This is a genomic window from Methanosarcina sp. 2.H.A.1B.4 (assembly GCF_000979385.1).
GTDB lineage: Archaea > Halobacteriota > Methanosarcinia > Methanosarcinales > Methanosarcinaceae > Methanosarcina.
The window spans coordinates 46,376-61,794 of sequence record NZ_JJOV01000014.1 but is presented as its reverse complement, the minus strand read 5'-3'; the positions used below and the strand labels follow the sequence as shown (position 1 = coordinate 61,794).

At 45.0% G+C, this 15,419-nt stretch carries 10 protein-coding genes; 5 read left to right on the top strand and 5 right to left on the bottom strand.

The window, feature by feature from the left end; all coding sequences use genetic code 11:
- Positions 1–140 precede the first annotated feature (140 nt).
- The 4 genes from EO92_RS02785 to gyrA all read left to right on the top strand — a co-directional run bounded on the left by EO92_RS02785 (position 141) and on the right by gyrA (position 8,874).
- Positions 141–2,006 carry a DNA topoisomerase VI subunit B gene (locus EO92_RS02785; protein WP_048169117.1) on the top strand — a complete coding sequence of 622 codons (1,866 nt, stop codon included), beginning with the start codon at positions 141–143 and terminating at the stop codon, positions 2,004–2,006.
- A 1-nt stretch (position 2,007) separates the two neighbouring features.
- Complete coding sequence (locus EO92_RS02780; protein WP_048169114.1) at positions 2,008–3,117, top strand: DNA topoisomerase IV subunit A; 1,110 nt, start codon at positions 2,008–2,010, stop codon at positions 3,115–3,117.
- Between the two features lie 1,009 nt (positions 3,118–4,126).
- Entirely contained in the window at positions 4,127–6,031 is a 1,905-nt protein-coding gene (gene gyrB, locus EO92_RS02775; protein WP_048169112.1) for a DNA topoisomerase (ATP-hydrolyzing) subunit B, read from the top strand.
- Positions 6,032–6,042: 11 nt separating this feature from the next.
- The gene (gyrA, locus tag EO92_RS02770; RefSeq protein WP_048169110.1) at positions 6,043–8,874 is read left to right on the top strand and encodes a DNA gyrase subunit A; all 2,832 of its coding nucleotides are present in this window, start codon (positions 6,043–6,045) and stop codon (positions 8,872–8,874) included.
- Positions 8,875–9,559: 685 nt separating this feature from the next.
- On the opposite strand, the gene EO92_RS18920 is transcribed toward gyrA, so the two are convergent.
- The 3 genes from EO92_RS18920 to EO92_RS02755 are packed head-to-tail and all read right to left on the bottom strand — an operon-like array spanning position 9,560 to position 11,397.
- Complete coding sequence (locus EO92_RS18920) at positions 9,560–10,018, bottom strand: YIP1 family protein (protein WP_048169109.1); 459 nt, start codon at positions 10,016–10,018, stop codon at positions 9,560–9,562.
- Positions 10,008–10,352, bottom strand: coding sequence for a hypothetical protein (locus EO92_RS02760; RefSeq protein ID WP_048169108.1), 345 nt, complete (start codon positions 10,350–10,352; stop codon positions 10,008–10,010). The genes EO92_RS18920 and EO92_RS02760 overlap by 11 nt, the downstream gene beginning before the upstream one ends.
- The gene (locus EO92_RS02755) at positions 10,345–11,397 is read right to left on the bottom strand and encodes a metal-dependent hydrolase (RefSeq protein ID WP_048169106.1); all 1,053 of its coding nucleotides are present in this window, start codon (positions 11,395–11,397) and stop codon (positions 10,345–10,347) included. Before EO92_RS02755 ends, EO92_RS02760 begins: the two co-directional genes overlap by 8 nt.
- A 473-nt stretch (positions 11,398–11,870) precedes the next feature.
- On the opposite strand from EO92_RS02755, the gene EO92_RS02750 reads away from it, so the two are divergent.
- Positions 11,871–12,482, top strand: coding sequence for a superoxide dismutase (locus tag EO92_RS02750; RefSeq protein WP_048169104.1), 612 nt, complete (start codon positions 11,871–11,873; stop codon positions 12,480–12,482).
- Positions 12,483–12,759: 277 nt separating this feature from the next.
- On the opposite strand, the gene EO92_RS02745 is transcribed toward EO92_RS02750, so the two are convergent.
- Positions 12,760–13,935 carry a metal-dependent hydrolase gene (locus tag EO92_RS02745; protein WP_048169103.1) on the bottom strand — a complete coding sequence of 392 codons (1,176 nt, stop codon included), beginning with the start codon at positions 13,933–13,935 and terminating at the stop codon, positions 12,760–12,762.
- Positions 13,936–14,297: 362 nt separating this feature from the next.
- Complete coding sequence (locus EO92_RS02740; protein WP_048169101.1) at positions 14,298–15,167, bottom strand: dienelactone hydrolase family protein; 870 nt, start codon at positions 15,165–15,167, stop codon at positions 14,298–14,300.
- Positions 15,168–15,419 lie beyond the last annotated feature (252 nt).

Sequence of the window (15,419 nt, the reverse complement as noted above, 5' to 3'; positions counted from 1 at the left end):
TCTCCGGATAAAAATAACATAATATCCTTTTAGCACCGGATTTGATTTAAACACCGGATTTGATTTAAACACCGGATTTGATTTAAAAACCAGATTTATTTTAAGCATCAGATCAATTTTTCAGCCTGAGGTAAAAGTCCATGGAAACCCCCATTGCAGAAGAACTCGCCAAAAAACAAAAATCCATAAGTGTAGCAGAATTTTTTGAAAAGAACAGGCAGATTCTGGGTTTTGATTCAGCACCTCGAAGCCTTATTACAACCGTAAAAGAAGCCGTGGATAACTCCCTAGATGCCTGTGAGGAAGCCGGGATCCTGCCGGATATCCTTGTTCAGGTTGAGAGGACAGGCCAGGACTACGTAACCGTTATCATTGAAGACAACGGGCCGGGAATTATAAGAGAACAGATCCCCAAAGTTTTTGCAAAGCTTCTCTACGGTTCAAGGTTCCATGCCCTCAAGCAAAGCAGGGGTCAGCAGGGAATAGGAATTTCGGCAGCCGTGCTCTATGCCCAGATGACTGCAGGCAGGCACACAAAAATCCTCTCCAAAACCAGCTCAACGACTCCTGCCCACTATTACGAGCTCATGATCAATACCAGTACCAATGAGCCTGATATCCTGATAGATGAGATAAGGGACTGGTTCCGCCCCCATGGGACCCAGGTTGAACTGGAGATGAAGGCTGCTTACGTAAAAGGAAGAAGGCAGTCCATTTATGAATACCTTAAAGCCACTGCAATTGTAAATCCCCATGCAAGGATAACTCTTATAGATCCGGACGGCAACGAGGAAGTCTTTGAAAGAGCTACGGATAAAATACCTGATCCCGCAGAAGAAATTCTGCCCCACCCCGACGGTATCGAACTGGGCACTCTTATGAAAATGCTTCATTACACGGAGCGTCAGAAACTTGCCCCTTTCCTACGCTACTCTTTTTGCAAGATAGGGCTGCTCACTGCCGAGGAAATCTGCAAGGCTTCGGGACTTGACCCCGAAATCGATCCCCATGCCCTGGGGCGCCATGAAGCAAGAAAACTAATCGAGGCTTTTGAGAAAGTAAAGATCATGGCCCCTCCGACGGACTGTCTTTCCCCAATAGGGGAAGAGCTGATCTATCGGGGGCTTGAGAAAGAAACAAACGTTGACTTCATTGCTACAAGCACGCGGAAACCGGCTGTATATTCGGGAAATCCCTTTGTAGTGGAAGTCGGGCTTGCGTATGGGGGAAATCTCCCGAAAGAAGATAAGATCAGTATCATGCGGTTTGCAAACCGTGTGCCTCTGCTTTACCAGCAGGGAGGCTGTGTGACCACACATGCTGTAGAAGACATCAAGTGGAAGCAGTACGGCTTAAACCAGCCAGGAGGTGGGATTCCCACCGGGCCGGTCCTCCTCCTGATCCATGTCGCTTCCATTAACGTGCCCTTCACCTCCGAATCAAAGGATGCTATTGCAGACATCCCTATAATCAAAGAAGAGGTGGACCTTGCAATCAAAGAGGTTGCGAGAAAACTCAAGCATTACCTGAGCAAGCAGAGCAACCTCAAGAAACGCAGGGAAAAGGAAATTATCATTACAAAGGTGCTTCCAAAAATGGCAGCAAAAGTTGCAAATATCCTGGAAAAGGACGTCCCTGACATAAATCCCGTTGTTGCAAAAATCATGGGAAACCTGCTTGTGCATAGGAAAGTTAAAAACAACGGAGACGGGACTGCAGATGTGGCTATAAAGGTCAAGAATTTCGGGACCTCAGCTTATTCTTTCAGGGTACATGAAATGCTTCCCTGCAGAATTAACGGATCAAAACCGGAGCCAAAGGTTGTGACCATGGGCAATGATTACGATTACATATGGGAGATTTCGGCAGCTGCAGGGTCTTCAAAAGTACTCAGCTACAGGATAGAGTCTACAACCGAAGAAGAACTCCGAAAGCTTCCTCAACTGATTGTAGAAGGGATTGAAGAAGAACTGGTAACCGGGGCAAAAGCCTTTAAGGGTGTTTGAAATGGCAAGAGAAGCAAATGACAAAACAAGACAGGGAGATGCCCTGGCAAAGGAAAGGCTGCTCGGGCTTGCAGAAAAGATCTACAACCAGTTTGAAGATGAGGTTATCCCAAACGTCAGCCTTCCAAGCCGGACAAAGGCAAACATAGAATATTCCGACGAGAGTGAAGTCTGGGTCTACGGAGACAGGGAAAGCGAACGGAGCGCAAAGACCGTAAAAGGGGCATTCCAGCTCCTGAAAACTACTTATGCGACAGATTTTCTCATAAACGAGCACCTTGCCCAGAACCGCGGCTCAACACTTCGAGAACTTTATTACATATCTGAGGGCTGGGACGCTGCCAAGTTCAAGGAACAGGCTGAGAGCGACCGCCTGATCGAAGACCTGGAACTCCTGACCAGTCTCCAGAGGGAGTATTTCCACATGCGCCCTGAAGAAGACGGGGCTACTATGTTCGGGCCGATTGAGATCTCGGAACAGACAAAGCGCGGAGTGCGTAATATCCACTGCCAGAAGGATGTAGGGGAAGGAGGATACCAGATCCCTTTCAATGTGGAAAATATAGAGTTTAAGAATCACGACGCAAGCATGATTATAGCCATAGAGACCGGTGGTATGTATGCACGGCTGATGGAAAACGGGTTTGACGAGGCTTATAATGCGATTCTTGTCCATCTGAAGGGCCAGCCTGCGAGGTCAACCCGCAGGATGATCAAGCGCATGAACGAGGAACTGGGGATCCCTGTAGCAGTTTTTACTGACGGTGACCCCTGGTCTTACAGGATCTACGCATCTGTTGCCTACGGAGCTATAAAAAGCGCTCACCTTTCGGAATTCATGGCAACCCCGGCAGCCAAATTCCTGGGGCTCCAGCCTTCGGATATAGTGGAGTATGAACTCTCAACTGACAAGCTCACCGAGCAGGACATAAGTGCGCTCCGGAGTGAACTTTCCGACCCCCGCTTTGAGTCTGATTACTGGAAAGAGCAGATAAAGCTCCAGCTCGATATAGGCAAGAAGGCTGAACAGCAGGCTTTCGCAGGAAAAGGTCTGGATTTCGTAACCGAGGTATATCTTCCTAACCGGCTGAAAGAACTGGGCATGGTTTGAGAGAAATCGGGTGGAATAGCAGTAAAGAGGACTGAATAACACCGGAGACTGAATAATGCCGGAGATTGGATAACAGAGAACTGAATCATCGCTAAGACTGTGAATGATATCAACTACCCGCCACTGAAGTGACGGGAATCCTGCTTATTTCATCTTGAAAAGACTGCTGGCATGGGATAAAAGCGGAAGTCTGAAAAACACACCTGAAAAACACTCCAGCAGAAATACGGCAGGCCGGCTGTTCAAAAAGCGGTAGTTGATTGTGGTGGTTCGAAGTTAATCGGTTGATATTATTAACGTGGATACCTTAATGACATCTTTCAGTTTGCATTGTCCCGCACTTTGCGCTGGCCGGAACCTGTGGGTTTCTGGAAATAAAAGTACAATCGGAGCGGCGACGGCAAAATAGAGGATCAAAGTATCAACCGCTTATCGGTGGAAGACCCGTGGTTTGCATCATAAAATAATTAATATATACCAATATATGCATTCAAGGGATTGTTTCTGCCGGATCACAGTCCATTTACGTGCCTGATATGTTCAGGAAAAAAGAACCGGACCTCTGTTCCAAAAATACTTTTTGAGACTTTTGAAATGCCGCAAGTTATGCCCTGACTACCCGGGAAAAGTAAATTTTTCCTTATGGAACAGCAAATATTTATTTAAACCAAAGACATATTAAAAAATTAGTCTGAAAAGGGCATATCTGGACGTAAAATTATGCTAAAAATTGTCTCTTCAGAGGGAATCCGGAAAGAAAAATCAGGTGAAATATGCGGCTGATCTAAAGACTTAAAATGTATGAGCGCATATTGAATTTGTTTTATGGTAGAAACATAAAGATTAAATATAAAAATATCACGATAAAAAGCGAAGGCTTAGTGAATTGACATGATTTCTAAGGTTCTATTTTGAACAGATTTTCCCCTGCGAGTTTTAAAAAATGTATAACATGTCATGAGATTTCAAATAAATAATTTTACCAGATTTTTATGGAGAATAAACCAAAATGAGTGATAAACAGGTTTATGACGCTTCGCACATCCAGGTACTCGAAGGCCTGGAAGCTGTCCGAAAACGTCCCAGCATGTACATAGGGAGCACGGATGGCCGTGGGCTCCACCACCTAGTCTATGAAGTTGTAGACAACAGTATTGATGAAGCCCTTGCAGGTTTCTGTACCAGGGTAGATGTCACGATCAATCCCGACGGAAGCGTGACGGTCCTGGACAATGGAAGAGGTATCCCCATCGACCCCCATCCATTTCACAAGAAATCGGCCCTTGAAGTCGTTATGACCGTTCTGCATGCCGGAGGAAAATTTGATAAGAATACCTACAAAGTTTCCGGGGGACTGCATGGAGTAGGAGTTTCTGTTGTAAACGCCCTTTCGGAATTGCTGGAAGTAGAAGTGAGCAGAGATGGAAAGAAGTATTTCCAGCGTTATATACGTGGAAAGCCGGAGGCTGATGTTCAGGAAATAGGGACTTCAGACATTCGGGGGACAAAAACCACTTTTAAGCCAGACTCAAAAATTTTCGAGACCACGGATTTCCAATATGATATTCTCTCAAACAGGTTAAGAGAACTTGCTTTCCTTAATCGGGGTCTAACAATTAGCTTGAGGGATTTAAGAAGCCCGGAAGGGGAGGCAGAGACTTTCGCTTATGAAGGGGGAATCGTGGAATTCGTGAATTACCTGAACAAGAAAAAGCAGTCCCTCCACGAAAAGCCGATCTATTTCGAACGGCAAAGAGATGATATGGTCGTAGAAATTGCGATGCAATATACGAACAGCTACACTGAAAACGTGTACTCTTTTGCAAACAATATCAACACCCATGAAGGCGGAACTCATATAATCGGTTTCAAGACAGCCCTTACAAGGGTAGCAAACGATTATATAAAAGCCAACAAGCTCTCCAAAGAAGACGCAAAGCTCACAGGCGATGATGTAAGGGAAGGACTGACCGCAATCATCAGCGTCAAGCTTATGGAACCCCAGTTCGAGGGGCAGACCAAGACAAGGCTTGGAAACAGTGACGTCAAAGGGATAGTTGACTCCCTTGTAACAGACGGGCTTGCGGAATATTTTGAGGAGAACCCTAAGGTTGCAAACATCATCCTTGAAAAAGCCCTCCTTGCCCAGAGAGCCAGGGAAGCTGCAAAAAAAGCAAGGGAACTCACCCGCAGAAAGAGCGCACTTGAGGTCAGCACCCTGCCCGGAAAGCTTGCGGACTGCTCGGAGAAGAACCCTGCAGCCTGTGAGATTTATATCGTGGAAGGGGAATCTGCAGGTGGTTCGGCTAAACAGGGTAGGGACCGGGGTTTCCAGGCAATTCTACCTCTCAGGGGCAAGATCCTGAACGTAGAGAAATCAAGGCTTGCAAAGATTCTGAAAAACAACGAGATTGTTTCTCTGGTTACAGCTATAGGGACTGGGGTCAGCGAGGATTTCTCCCTGGAAAACGCCCGCTACCACAAGGTCATTATCATGACCGATGCCGATGTAGACGGAGCGCATATCAGAACTCTTCTCCTTACGATGTTATTCCGCTATATGCGGCCCCTGATTGATGCCGGGTATGTGTACATCGCCCAGCCGCCTCTTTACCGTGTAAAGAAAGGAAAGGCGGATTACTACGTGTATTCTGACAAAGAGCTGGACGAAAAGATAAAGGAAATCGGGGAAAAAGGACTCGCCATCAACCGTTACAAAGGTCTTGGAGAAATGAACCCCGAACAGCTCTGGGAAACCACTATGAACCCTGAGAGCCGGACTCTTTTGCAGGTCACGCTGGAAGATGCAATCCGCGCTGACGATATCTTCCGTATCCTTATGGGAGACGAGGTTGAGCCGCGCAGAAACTTCATCGAAACGCATGCAAAAGAAGTTGTGGAGCTGGACATCTGAGGTGGCGAAAAATGGCAGAACGTGAAGACGAAAATAAATCCGAAGCAGAATTGAAAAAATCTTATCAGACAAGCCTTATTCCGGAAGGAACGGATGAAGACCCTGAAGTAGAAGAAGAGGTATCCAGCCTTACATCCGGAGAACCGGATGAAAAACCCGGATTAGAAGAGCAGGAAAACGGAGCCGACCCTGCCCCCGAAGAGCCGGATGAAGAACCCGAACGGACAGGAGTCACATCCATCCTTATCGAAGACGAGATGAAACGCTCCTACATTAACTATGCCATGAGCGTAATCGTCGGAAGGGCTCTCCCCGATGCCCGTGACGGCTTAAAGCCTGTCCACCGCAGGATTCTTTTTTCCATGAAAGAGGCAGGGATTACCCACGACAAGTCTTACAAAAAGTCTGCGCGTATTGTGGGAGACGTACTTGGTAAGTACCACCCGCATGGAGACACTGCCGTTTATGACAGTATCGTGCGGATGGTGCAGACTTTCTCACTCCGTTATCCTTTAATTGACGGGCAGGGAAACTTCGGATCCATTGACGGAGACTCGGCTGCAGCCATGCGATATACCGAAGTCCGTATGGACAGGATTGCAGAGGAGATGCTGGCTGACATTGATAAAGAGACAGTGCCCTTCAGGCCTAACTATGACGGGTCCCTGGAAGAGCCGGAAGTCCTCCCTGCAAAGCTTCCAAACCTCCTTATCAACGGGTCAACCGGAATTGCCGTCGGAATGGCAACGAACATGGCGCCCCACAACTTAAGAGAAGTCATTGATGGGACCCTGATGCTTATTGAAAACCCGGAAACAACAGTTTCGGAACTGATGACCGTGGTAAAGGGTCCGGACTTTCCTACAGGTGCGCATATCCTCGGGACAGCAGGCATAAGGTCTGCATTCACAACAGGAAGAGGCCCGATAAAGATCAGGGCAGTTGCCGAAATTCAGGAACTTAAAAAAGACAGGCAGCAGATTATAGTAACCGAACTCCCGTACCAGGTGAACAAGTCGAGGCTGATTGAAAACATTGCCCAGCTTGCCAGGGATAAGGTAATTGTCGGAATTTCCGACCTGAGGGACGAGTCTGACAGGGACGGAATAAGGGTTGTAGTCGAGCTTTCAAGGGGCGCAAATGCCAATGTGATCTTAAACCAGCTCTACAAGCACACCCAGATGGAGACCAGTTTTGGGGTAATCAACCTTGCCCTTGTGGACGGAAAACCTATAGAACTAAATCTGAAACAACTTCTGGAGATCTACCTGAACTACAGGATGGAAATTATCCAGAAGCGGACGCTTTACGACCTCAGGAAAAGCGAGGAAAGAGCCCATCTCCTTGAAGGGTTAAGGATTGCCCTTGACAACATAGATGAAGTGGTTGCCCTGATTAAGGGCTCTGCAAACGGCGATGAAGCGAAGCAGGGCTTAATAAATAACTTTGCCCTTGATGAGGTCCAGGCAAAGGCTATCCTGGATATGCGCCTGCAGCGCCTGACAGGGCTTGAGACCCAGAAAATCCTTGAGGAACTGGAAAGCCTCGTGAAAGTGATCGCCGAACTCAGGAAGATCCTGGAAAGCGATGAGCTCAAGTACGAGATTATCAGGACTGAACTCCTTGAGATCAGGGGAAAGTACGGGGACACCCGCAGGACAAAGATTGTGCAGTACACAGAAGATGTGACTGATGAAGACCTGATCCCGGAAGAAGATGTTGTGGTCACAATCACAAGCAGTGGCTACATTAAGCGCATTCCTCTTGACACATATACCATGCAGCGCCGTGGAGGCAGAGGGATTATCGGCATGGAAACGAAGGAAGAAGACTTTGTGGAAAACCTCTTCATTTCTTCAACCCACAACTATATCCTCTTCTTTACAAACCGTGGCAGGCTCTACTGGCAGAAGGTCTACGAGATCCCCGAAGGTTCCCGCCAGTCGAGAGGCAAAGCCATAGTAAACCTTCTTGAGCTTCAGGAAGGAGAAATGGTCAATGCAATGATCCCTGCAAAAGAGTTTGCCGAAGACAGATACCTCCTTATGGCAACAAGGGCAGGCACGATCAAGAAGACTCCGCTCTCTGAGTTCAGGAACCCACGGAAAGCCGGTATCATTGCAGTCAGCCTGGACGAAGGTGACGAGCTTGTGAAAGTCCTCCTTACCGAAGGAAAGCAGGAAATTGTGATGGTCTCGAAGAAAGGCAAAGCCATCCGCTTCTCCGAGGAAAACGTCCGCCCGATGGGCAGAACTGCAAGAGGAGTCCGCGGCATGACTCTTGACGGCCCCGACGACGAGGTAGTCAGCATGGACAAGGTCGACGAGACCACAACTCTCCTGACAGTAACCGAAAAAGGCTTTGGCAAAAGGACGGAATACTCCCAGTACCCTGCGCACCGCCGCGGTGGAAAAGGTGTTATTACAATTGTCACAAACCTCAGGAACGGCCCGGTCTCCAACGTCGAATCCGTGGCTGAAGATGATGAACTGATGTTCACGAGCGCAGAAGGCATCATCATCCGCATCCCGGCAAAAGGCATCTCCATTCAGGGCAGAAACACCCAGGGCGTAAGAATAATGAACATAAAGCCAGGGGACAAAGTCGTAGGGATGGCCAGGATCAAAGCCGAAGACGAAGACGAAAGACAGCTGAAACTGACAAACCTCAGAGCCAGAAAAGCAGAACAAGCAGGCGAGGCAGTAGAAGATTCAGAGGACGAAGTCGAAGACGTCGAAGAACTCGAAGACTTTGAAGAACTTGAAGATGTCGAAGAACTCGAAGACGTTGAAGAAAAAGAGGAAGTTGAAGAAGACGAGGTAGAAGAGAAAGAAGAAAACTAAAAATGAAATATGGGTGAAGGAAAATAATCCTTCACTCAAACTGCTGCCGGAATGAAGATTTTTGGGGATTTGTTTCCGGCGGCGGACTTTCGTTCAGGAGGGGAGGGAGGCTTGTTTATCTTTGGAGTCTTTCTTTGTGGTAGTGAGGTAGTTATTGATCAAATTCTGCAAAACAGGCACGTCTGCCGTTGCCTATGATATTCAATCCTACTCCCACGACCTGTATTTCTTCAAGTATTGCTCATTTCATTTTGAGATGCCCGGTGTCAAGATCTCAAAAGTCAATGATTAGAATTATATAATTACTCCTAATTATATAATATATCTAGAATAAATTCTTCTTAATACTAATCCGTTGATACAATTTTCAATTATCTTTACTATAGAATATATTTCTTTTTTTAGCAGGAATTGTTTATGATTACTCTGTGGCTATATAAAGGAGGAGTGTATTTGAAAGCTATTCTTCTGCTTATGATTTTCAGTAACTAACCCTCTAAATCCGCTTTTTTGAATAGATATAGGCTTTCGCTGACATTTTATAGGTCTTTATAGATGAAGGTGAAATGGAAATGGAGGTTTAAAAATGGACATCTGAATTCTGGTCATTTCCCTCTGGCCAGTAATTTATGAGAAAAATCATACAGCTTCCGCAGGAGTGACAAATTGCATGACATTTCCGGTTTTACAGAGCGGATACAATGTAAATTATTATGCAGAGAAGCAGCAGAGGCAGGATGAATGATCCTATCAATACAATAAGGCACGACTTCCAATAGCCTATGTTATGAACAAACTGGCCGCCTCGAGTGCAAATATGTACCCGGTAAATACTGGCTATTGGCCCCATCAGAAAAAAGGGAATAAATTGGAAAGGTAATGCAGCGTATGAGTAAGCAATTATTTTAAAAGTATCCCTATAATTTTCTTTGCCTCCCAGAAGTTTAAAAGAAAAAATAAATCCTATTGAGACAAATATATAAAATAAGAAAATTTGCAAAAATTCGGTGATAAGGACAGGGCCAGGAACTTCAAGATATTTATTTAGATAGATACTATTAAAAAAATGCCCAGTTAACACAGTAAGTAACAGAAACATTACGCTGAAAATCAAAGAATGGAGTAAATTATCCTCACGAGGCATTTTTTTGAAAAACTCTGAAGGTTTCAGCAATACATCCGTAAATACCGTAAAATAATTCACAACAACACCTCAATATTATTTTAAATGTTGGTGCACATAGATTAAGTTTTCCAGAAAACAAACTATTTTTGAAATATCTTCTATAACGTGGTACCTGAGGGTAGAATGTTACAGATTTTTCGTAATTCAGGCCGGTTTGAGTTTCAATGATTCTTAAAAACAGGGCAGCCATACGCCTGCGGAGCAGGCGGTGAAGTGCGAAAAAAGAAAAAAGAAAAGATTCCAAAACTAAATCAAGATCTGGAATAACATCGAATATCATGATCTTATCCAAACCAGTTATCCCCCAATTTCTCCTCCTTTTCCCCCTGCATGCTCGCATATGCCACATACTCCCCGCTCTCCGTATCAAAAACGAACCTGTAAACTGTTTTGAAATAAGCCCAGTATTCGACATACGGATTTCTCGCATCGCTAAGCATGACAGTTACTGATCCGTTTTCTTCCGAAACGTTATAGGCAAGATAATCGATTTCCTGAGGGACACCTGTCAGGTACAGATTTTCGGCTCTTTCGGCGTAGGCGGAGGCGTCGGGGACGTCGCCGGTCACGTTGATTTTTTCGATATAATCGCTTCTTTCGATCCCTGACCAGTAGCTGACTTCCATAATCTTGTAGTGGGTGGAGTTATAGGAATATGCGGTAAGGAACTTTCCGGGCGAGGAAGGGTAAGTTTCCTGATAGCTGATTTTTGTCCCCTCGGCGTCGGAAATATAATTTACAAGGAATATTTTTGCCACCGGCAGCACTGTAAGCCAGATCAGGAGCACGACCAGAAGGGTTCTATAGAATTTGCTCCGGTTTTCGGTGAAAAAGGTACAGAAGCTGTTGAACTTTCCGTGCCATCTGCCCTTTCTTTTCATATACCCGACAAATAAGACAAAGAGGGGCAGCAGAGGAAGGAGGTTTGCCAGAGGGTCGAAGAAGTAAACTGCTCCCATGATGGACGTCTCGGTGCTGAAAGGGTAGAAGGGGCGCATTTTCCAGCTGGTGACATAATCAAGGTAGCTGTGGAGAAAAATGGCTGCAAACCCGGCGGCTGTAAACCTGCGGTCTTTTGTTTTAAGCCAGATGAAAAGCGTGACAAGCAGGATGAAAAGAATGGAATGCATGAACTCCCGGTGGCCAAGCAGGTAAAAGAGCTGATTTCTGGTCTCATGGCTTACGCTGTCGCTAACGAGGGCAAAGAAGATGTATGGGATGATGTCCAGGTCCGGCAGAATTGCCAGAAATGCCAGGATGCCTCGCTTTTTTCCTTTGAAGCCGAGAGCCAGAGCGATCAGAAGGCCGATTCCAAGATGAGAGACTGTGTTTACCATTTGTTTTGTCCCGGAATTGATTTTCATTTTTACTTTTGATAAAGCACAAATATCTTGTTGAATATCCGGAATAAATTTCTACAAAAATATCTCATAGTTTGTATCTTTTATCTTTATAATAGATGCGATGTATAACTATATTCTGCATTTAAATTGCCATATGGTTCTGCATTTAAATTACCATATGGCGATTTAATATGTATTTGAAGACCTAATACAGCAGAGTAGTTTGAGACGGATTTATTTGAAAAACAAATTTCTGTTAACATAGTTAAGGGGAAAATTGGTTAGCAGGCAGGATTTGTAATGGAATATCCTGACTGGAAAGTATAGATTCTGTTCAGATTCTATTCAGATTCTATTCAGATTCTATTCAGATTCTATTCAGATTCTATTCAGATTCTATTCAGATTCTATTCAGATTCCGGAACAAATTTTGCGAAACCAATTGATTGTGAAGAGGGTAGAATAATATGGCTAAAGAGATGTACAAATTACCACCATTGAAATATGGTTATGCAGACCTGGCACCTTATATTTCCGAAGAACAACTGCGAATACACCACGACAAACACCATCAGGGTTATGTAAACAATACTAACGCCCTTCTGGAAATGATGGACAAAGCCAGGAAGGAAGGCACGGATTTTGATTATAAGACAACTGCAAAAGCCCTGTCTTTCAATCTGGGTGGGCACGTCCTTCACGGTTACTTCTGGTGGGAGATGACTCCTGCAAGCAATGCAAGCAAAGAGCCTGTCGGCGAATTAGCTGATGCGATTAAGGAAGATTTCGGAAATTTTGAAAGGTTTAAAAAAGAATTTTCCCAGGTCGCATCGAGTGTCGAAGGTTCCGGCTGGGCAGCCTTAACTTTCTGCAATGACACCAAAAGGCTTGGGATCATGCAGATAGAAAAGCATAATGTAAATCTGGTGCCTGATTTTCCGATCATTATGGACCTGGATGTCTGGGAACATGCCTACTACATTGATTACAAGAATGATAGGGGCAAATTCATAGAAGGATTCTGGAATATAATCGACTGGGAAGAACTCGACAAGTACTTTAAAAAGGTTCAGAAATAAATCGGAAAGATATTTTTCGACATAATAATCGAAAAATTATTTTTCAGCATAATTCAGCATAATTCAGTATAATTCAGCATAATTCAGTATAATTCAGCATAATTATGTTGTTTAAGCATAGTTATGTTTTCCGATTACACTTTTTTGGATGAGAAGTAATCGGAAATGACACCATTTTTCTTGAAACGGTTTTTGCTTCCCCTGGTCTTATTTCGGGAATCTTTTTACCTGAAATTTAATTCCCAGGAATCTCGTCCCTGGAATCTCGTCCCTGGAATCACTCGAAATAGTTATTTTCAAGCTTTTTTTCGGTTCTCCCATAGTGGCTCTCATATACCTCGTATTCTCCGCTTTCCCTGTCAAAAACAAACCTGTAAACCGTATCAAAATAAGGCCATTTTTTAACATAAGGGTTTCTGGCATCGCTCAAAATTACGGTTACAGCCCCATCTTTTTCGGAAATCGAATAAACAGGATAGTCGATCGCCTTAGGCACTGAATTACTGTAGAGCTTCCCGGCTCTTTCGGCATAGGCGGAGGCGTCCGGGACATCCCCCTTCACGTTAACCTTCTCGACGTAAAAGCTTTTTTCGACTCCTGACCAGTAGCTGACTTCAAGAAGTTTATATTGGGTATCATCATACGAATATGCTGCCAGGAATTTGCCAATCGATATCGGGTAGGTGTCGTTGTAACTGATCTCGGTCCCTTCTGCTCTGGAGATGCGGTCTGTCAGGAAGACTTTTGCAACAGGGAACACTGTGGTCCAGACAAGGAGGATTATAATAAAAGAGGCATAGAATTTGCCTTCATTCCTGTTTACAAAACCATGGAACCCTTTTAGCCCATTTAATTTTTTCAGCCCGCTTAATTTTCTATTCAATATGTCTCTGTTTTTAATGCTCCAGCTGTCCTTGCCTTCGAAAGGCCATCTCCCCGTGCTTTTGATTTTCCATCGATCTTTGATTTCAAGACTCCATTTGCCCCTGTTTTTCATATATTCCGCAGCTACGATGAAGACAGGCAGCAGAGGAAGGATATTTATCACGGGGTCGAAGGGATAAATGGCTCTAAGGGCGGACTCGTTTGTGCTGAACGGATAGAAGGGGCGCATTTTTGCGATCGTAGTGTAATCCAGGAGGATGTGCAGGAAAAGCGCCTGAAACCCTCCAAATGTAAAAGCCCGATCTTTAGTTCTGAGCCAGATCAGAAGTGCGACAAGAAAAGCGAAAAAAACCGAATGCGTAAACTCCCTGTGCCCCAGCAGATAGAAAAGCTGGTTTCGCGCCTCGTGACTTACGCTTCCGCTGATGAGCGTAAAGAGCGAATAGCTGAAGTAGTCCAGGTCAGGGATTATAGAAAGGAGAACCAGACCAAGCCTCTTTTTACCTTTCAAGCCCAGGGCGTAGGCAAGAAGCAAACCGATTCCAATGTGAGAAATTGTATTTACCATAAATCTACCATGAATTTCTATTCTGTACCATTAATAGTGTGTTTATTAACGGTGTATTTTTAATGAATGATGTTATGGAAACCATGATCGGAAAGAACTCCAGCCAGAGAAATTCTAGCGATATGGTGCCTTCACCCCGTATATTCCCATTATATTATATAAATGGATGGATAATTAATGTATACACCTGGAAAAAAGACAAAACAGAATTTAGATCGTATTTATGCTGCTTATCCTGATGATTAAGGAATACAAAAAAATTGAATGAATTATTATTATTATTATTATTATTATTAGTATTTTTATAAAAATGAAATGAGTTGATGAGATTGATAATTTCCTCTCAGGTTACTGCTCTCAGGTCACTGAGATGAATTTTCCATTGTCCCGGAATTCAGCGTCCTGTTAAAGAAATCTGTCATCTCCTCATATGCGTCCTGTGCAACGAAGCTTTCAGAAAGTTCTCCGTCTTCGATCATGAAGCCGTGCGGTTCACCCTGGTAAACCTTCAATTCGAAGTATTTGTCAGCCGTGTCCAGCTCGCCGGCGTACCGGTAGATGTCGGAGATATTGCTTGCCTGATCGCGGGTACCGTGTATGATAAGCATAGGTACATCAAGCTGGTCTATCAGGCTGGCCGGCTGGTCTGGCTGGGTTTCAGACCCGCCTGTGTAAGGGAAACCATACCAGGCAACTCCGGACTTGAACTCTTCGATCCGGGGCAGGAAAAGCATGGTATACCTGCCGCCCGCACAAAAACCGGTAAGGCCCAGGTTTTCCGGATCAACATCGTCCCTGCCCTCAAGGTAACTTACGCTGTTTCTGACAAGGGCTTCTACCTCTGAATCAGGAGGAGAGCGGGAATAGGTTTGCCACTGTGGAGCGACCACAACAAACCCATCTGCTGCCATCCTGTCCACAATCTCCTGGTATCCGGGCTCAAAGCCATTAAAGGAATGGATCAGCACCACAGCCGGGTATTTACCCTCTGCCGCCGGAACAGCAGTATAAGCAAGATAGGTCTGCCCCTCACTTGTGATGTTAACGGTTTCATTTCGGGTGTCAGTTGAAGCGCTCCCGGAAGCTTTGGGAACAGTTGGGACATCGGGATCGGGTTCAGGAGAATCCGGTTCAGGGACGTCAGGTCCGGAATCCTCCGAATCCGTGCAGCCTGAAACGCCGAGCAGACATGCTACAAGCAAAAACAAGAATAGTGTTTTCATGAAATTCATTTAACCCCCCCCCTCAAGCTTGCATGCCGGAAATATCATATGCCGGGATATTGAATCTCCGGGATATACCGACTAGGAGAATTATATGTCACGGGATGTGAACTACCACTCAGCTAAAGACTGAGTGGCTTCTTGGTTCATTCCTCCCTCTATTGAGGGCAAGTCCCCAAGCTCTTCCCCGCATTCCACAGGTGAAAATATGTACTTGAGCTTCCTTTCGGATTCCAGTTTTCGCTGGCGCAGTCTCTAGCC

Bases quoted from the DNA above. Each gene is read 5' to 3' on its own strand.
- EO92_RS02780 (WP_048169114.1), top strand. From the start codon at position 2,008: ATGGCAAGAGAAGCAAATGACAAAACAAGACAGGGAGATGCCCTGGCA.
- EO92_RS02745 (WP_048169103.1), bottom strand. From the start codon at position 13,935: ATGGTAAATACAATTTCTCACATTGGAATCGGTTTGCTTCTTGCCTAC.
- gyrB (WP_048169112.1), top strand. From the start codon at position 4,127: ATGAGTGATAAACAGGTTTATGACGCTTCGCACATCCAGGTACTCGAA.
- gyrA (WP_048169110.1), top strand. From the start codon at position 6,043: ATGGCAGAACGTGAAGACGAAAATAAATCCGAAGCAGAATTGAAAAAA.
- EO92_RS02755 (WP_048169106.1), bottom strand. From the start codon at position 11,397: ATGGTAAACACAGTCTCTCATCTTGGAATCGGCCTTCTGATCGCTCTG.
- EO92_RS02740 (WP_048169101.1), bottom strand. From the start codon at position 15,167: ATGAATTTCATGAAAACACTATTCTTGTTTTTGCTTGTAGCATGTCTG.
- EO92_RS02750 (WP_048169104.1), top strand. From the start codon at position 11,871: ATGGCTAAAGAGATGTACAAATTACCACCATTGAAATATGGTTATGCA.
- EO92_RS18920 (WP_048169109.1), bottom strand. From the start codon at position 10,018: ATGCCTCGTGAGGATAATTTACTCCATTCTTTGATTTTCAGCGTAATG.
- EO92_RS02785 (WP_048169117.1), top strand. From the start codon at position 141: ATGGAAACCCCCATTGCAGAAGAACTCGCCAAAAAACAAAAATCCATA.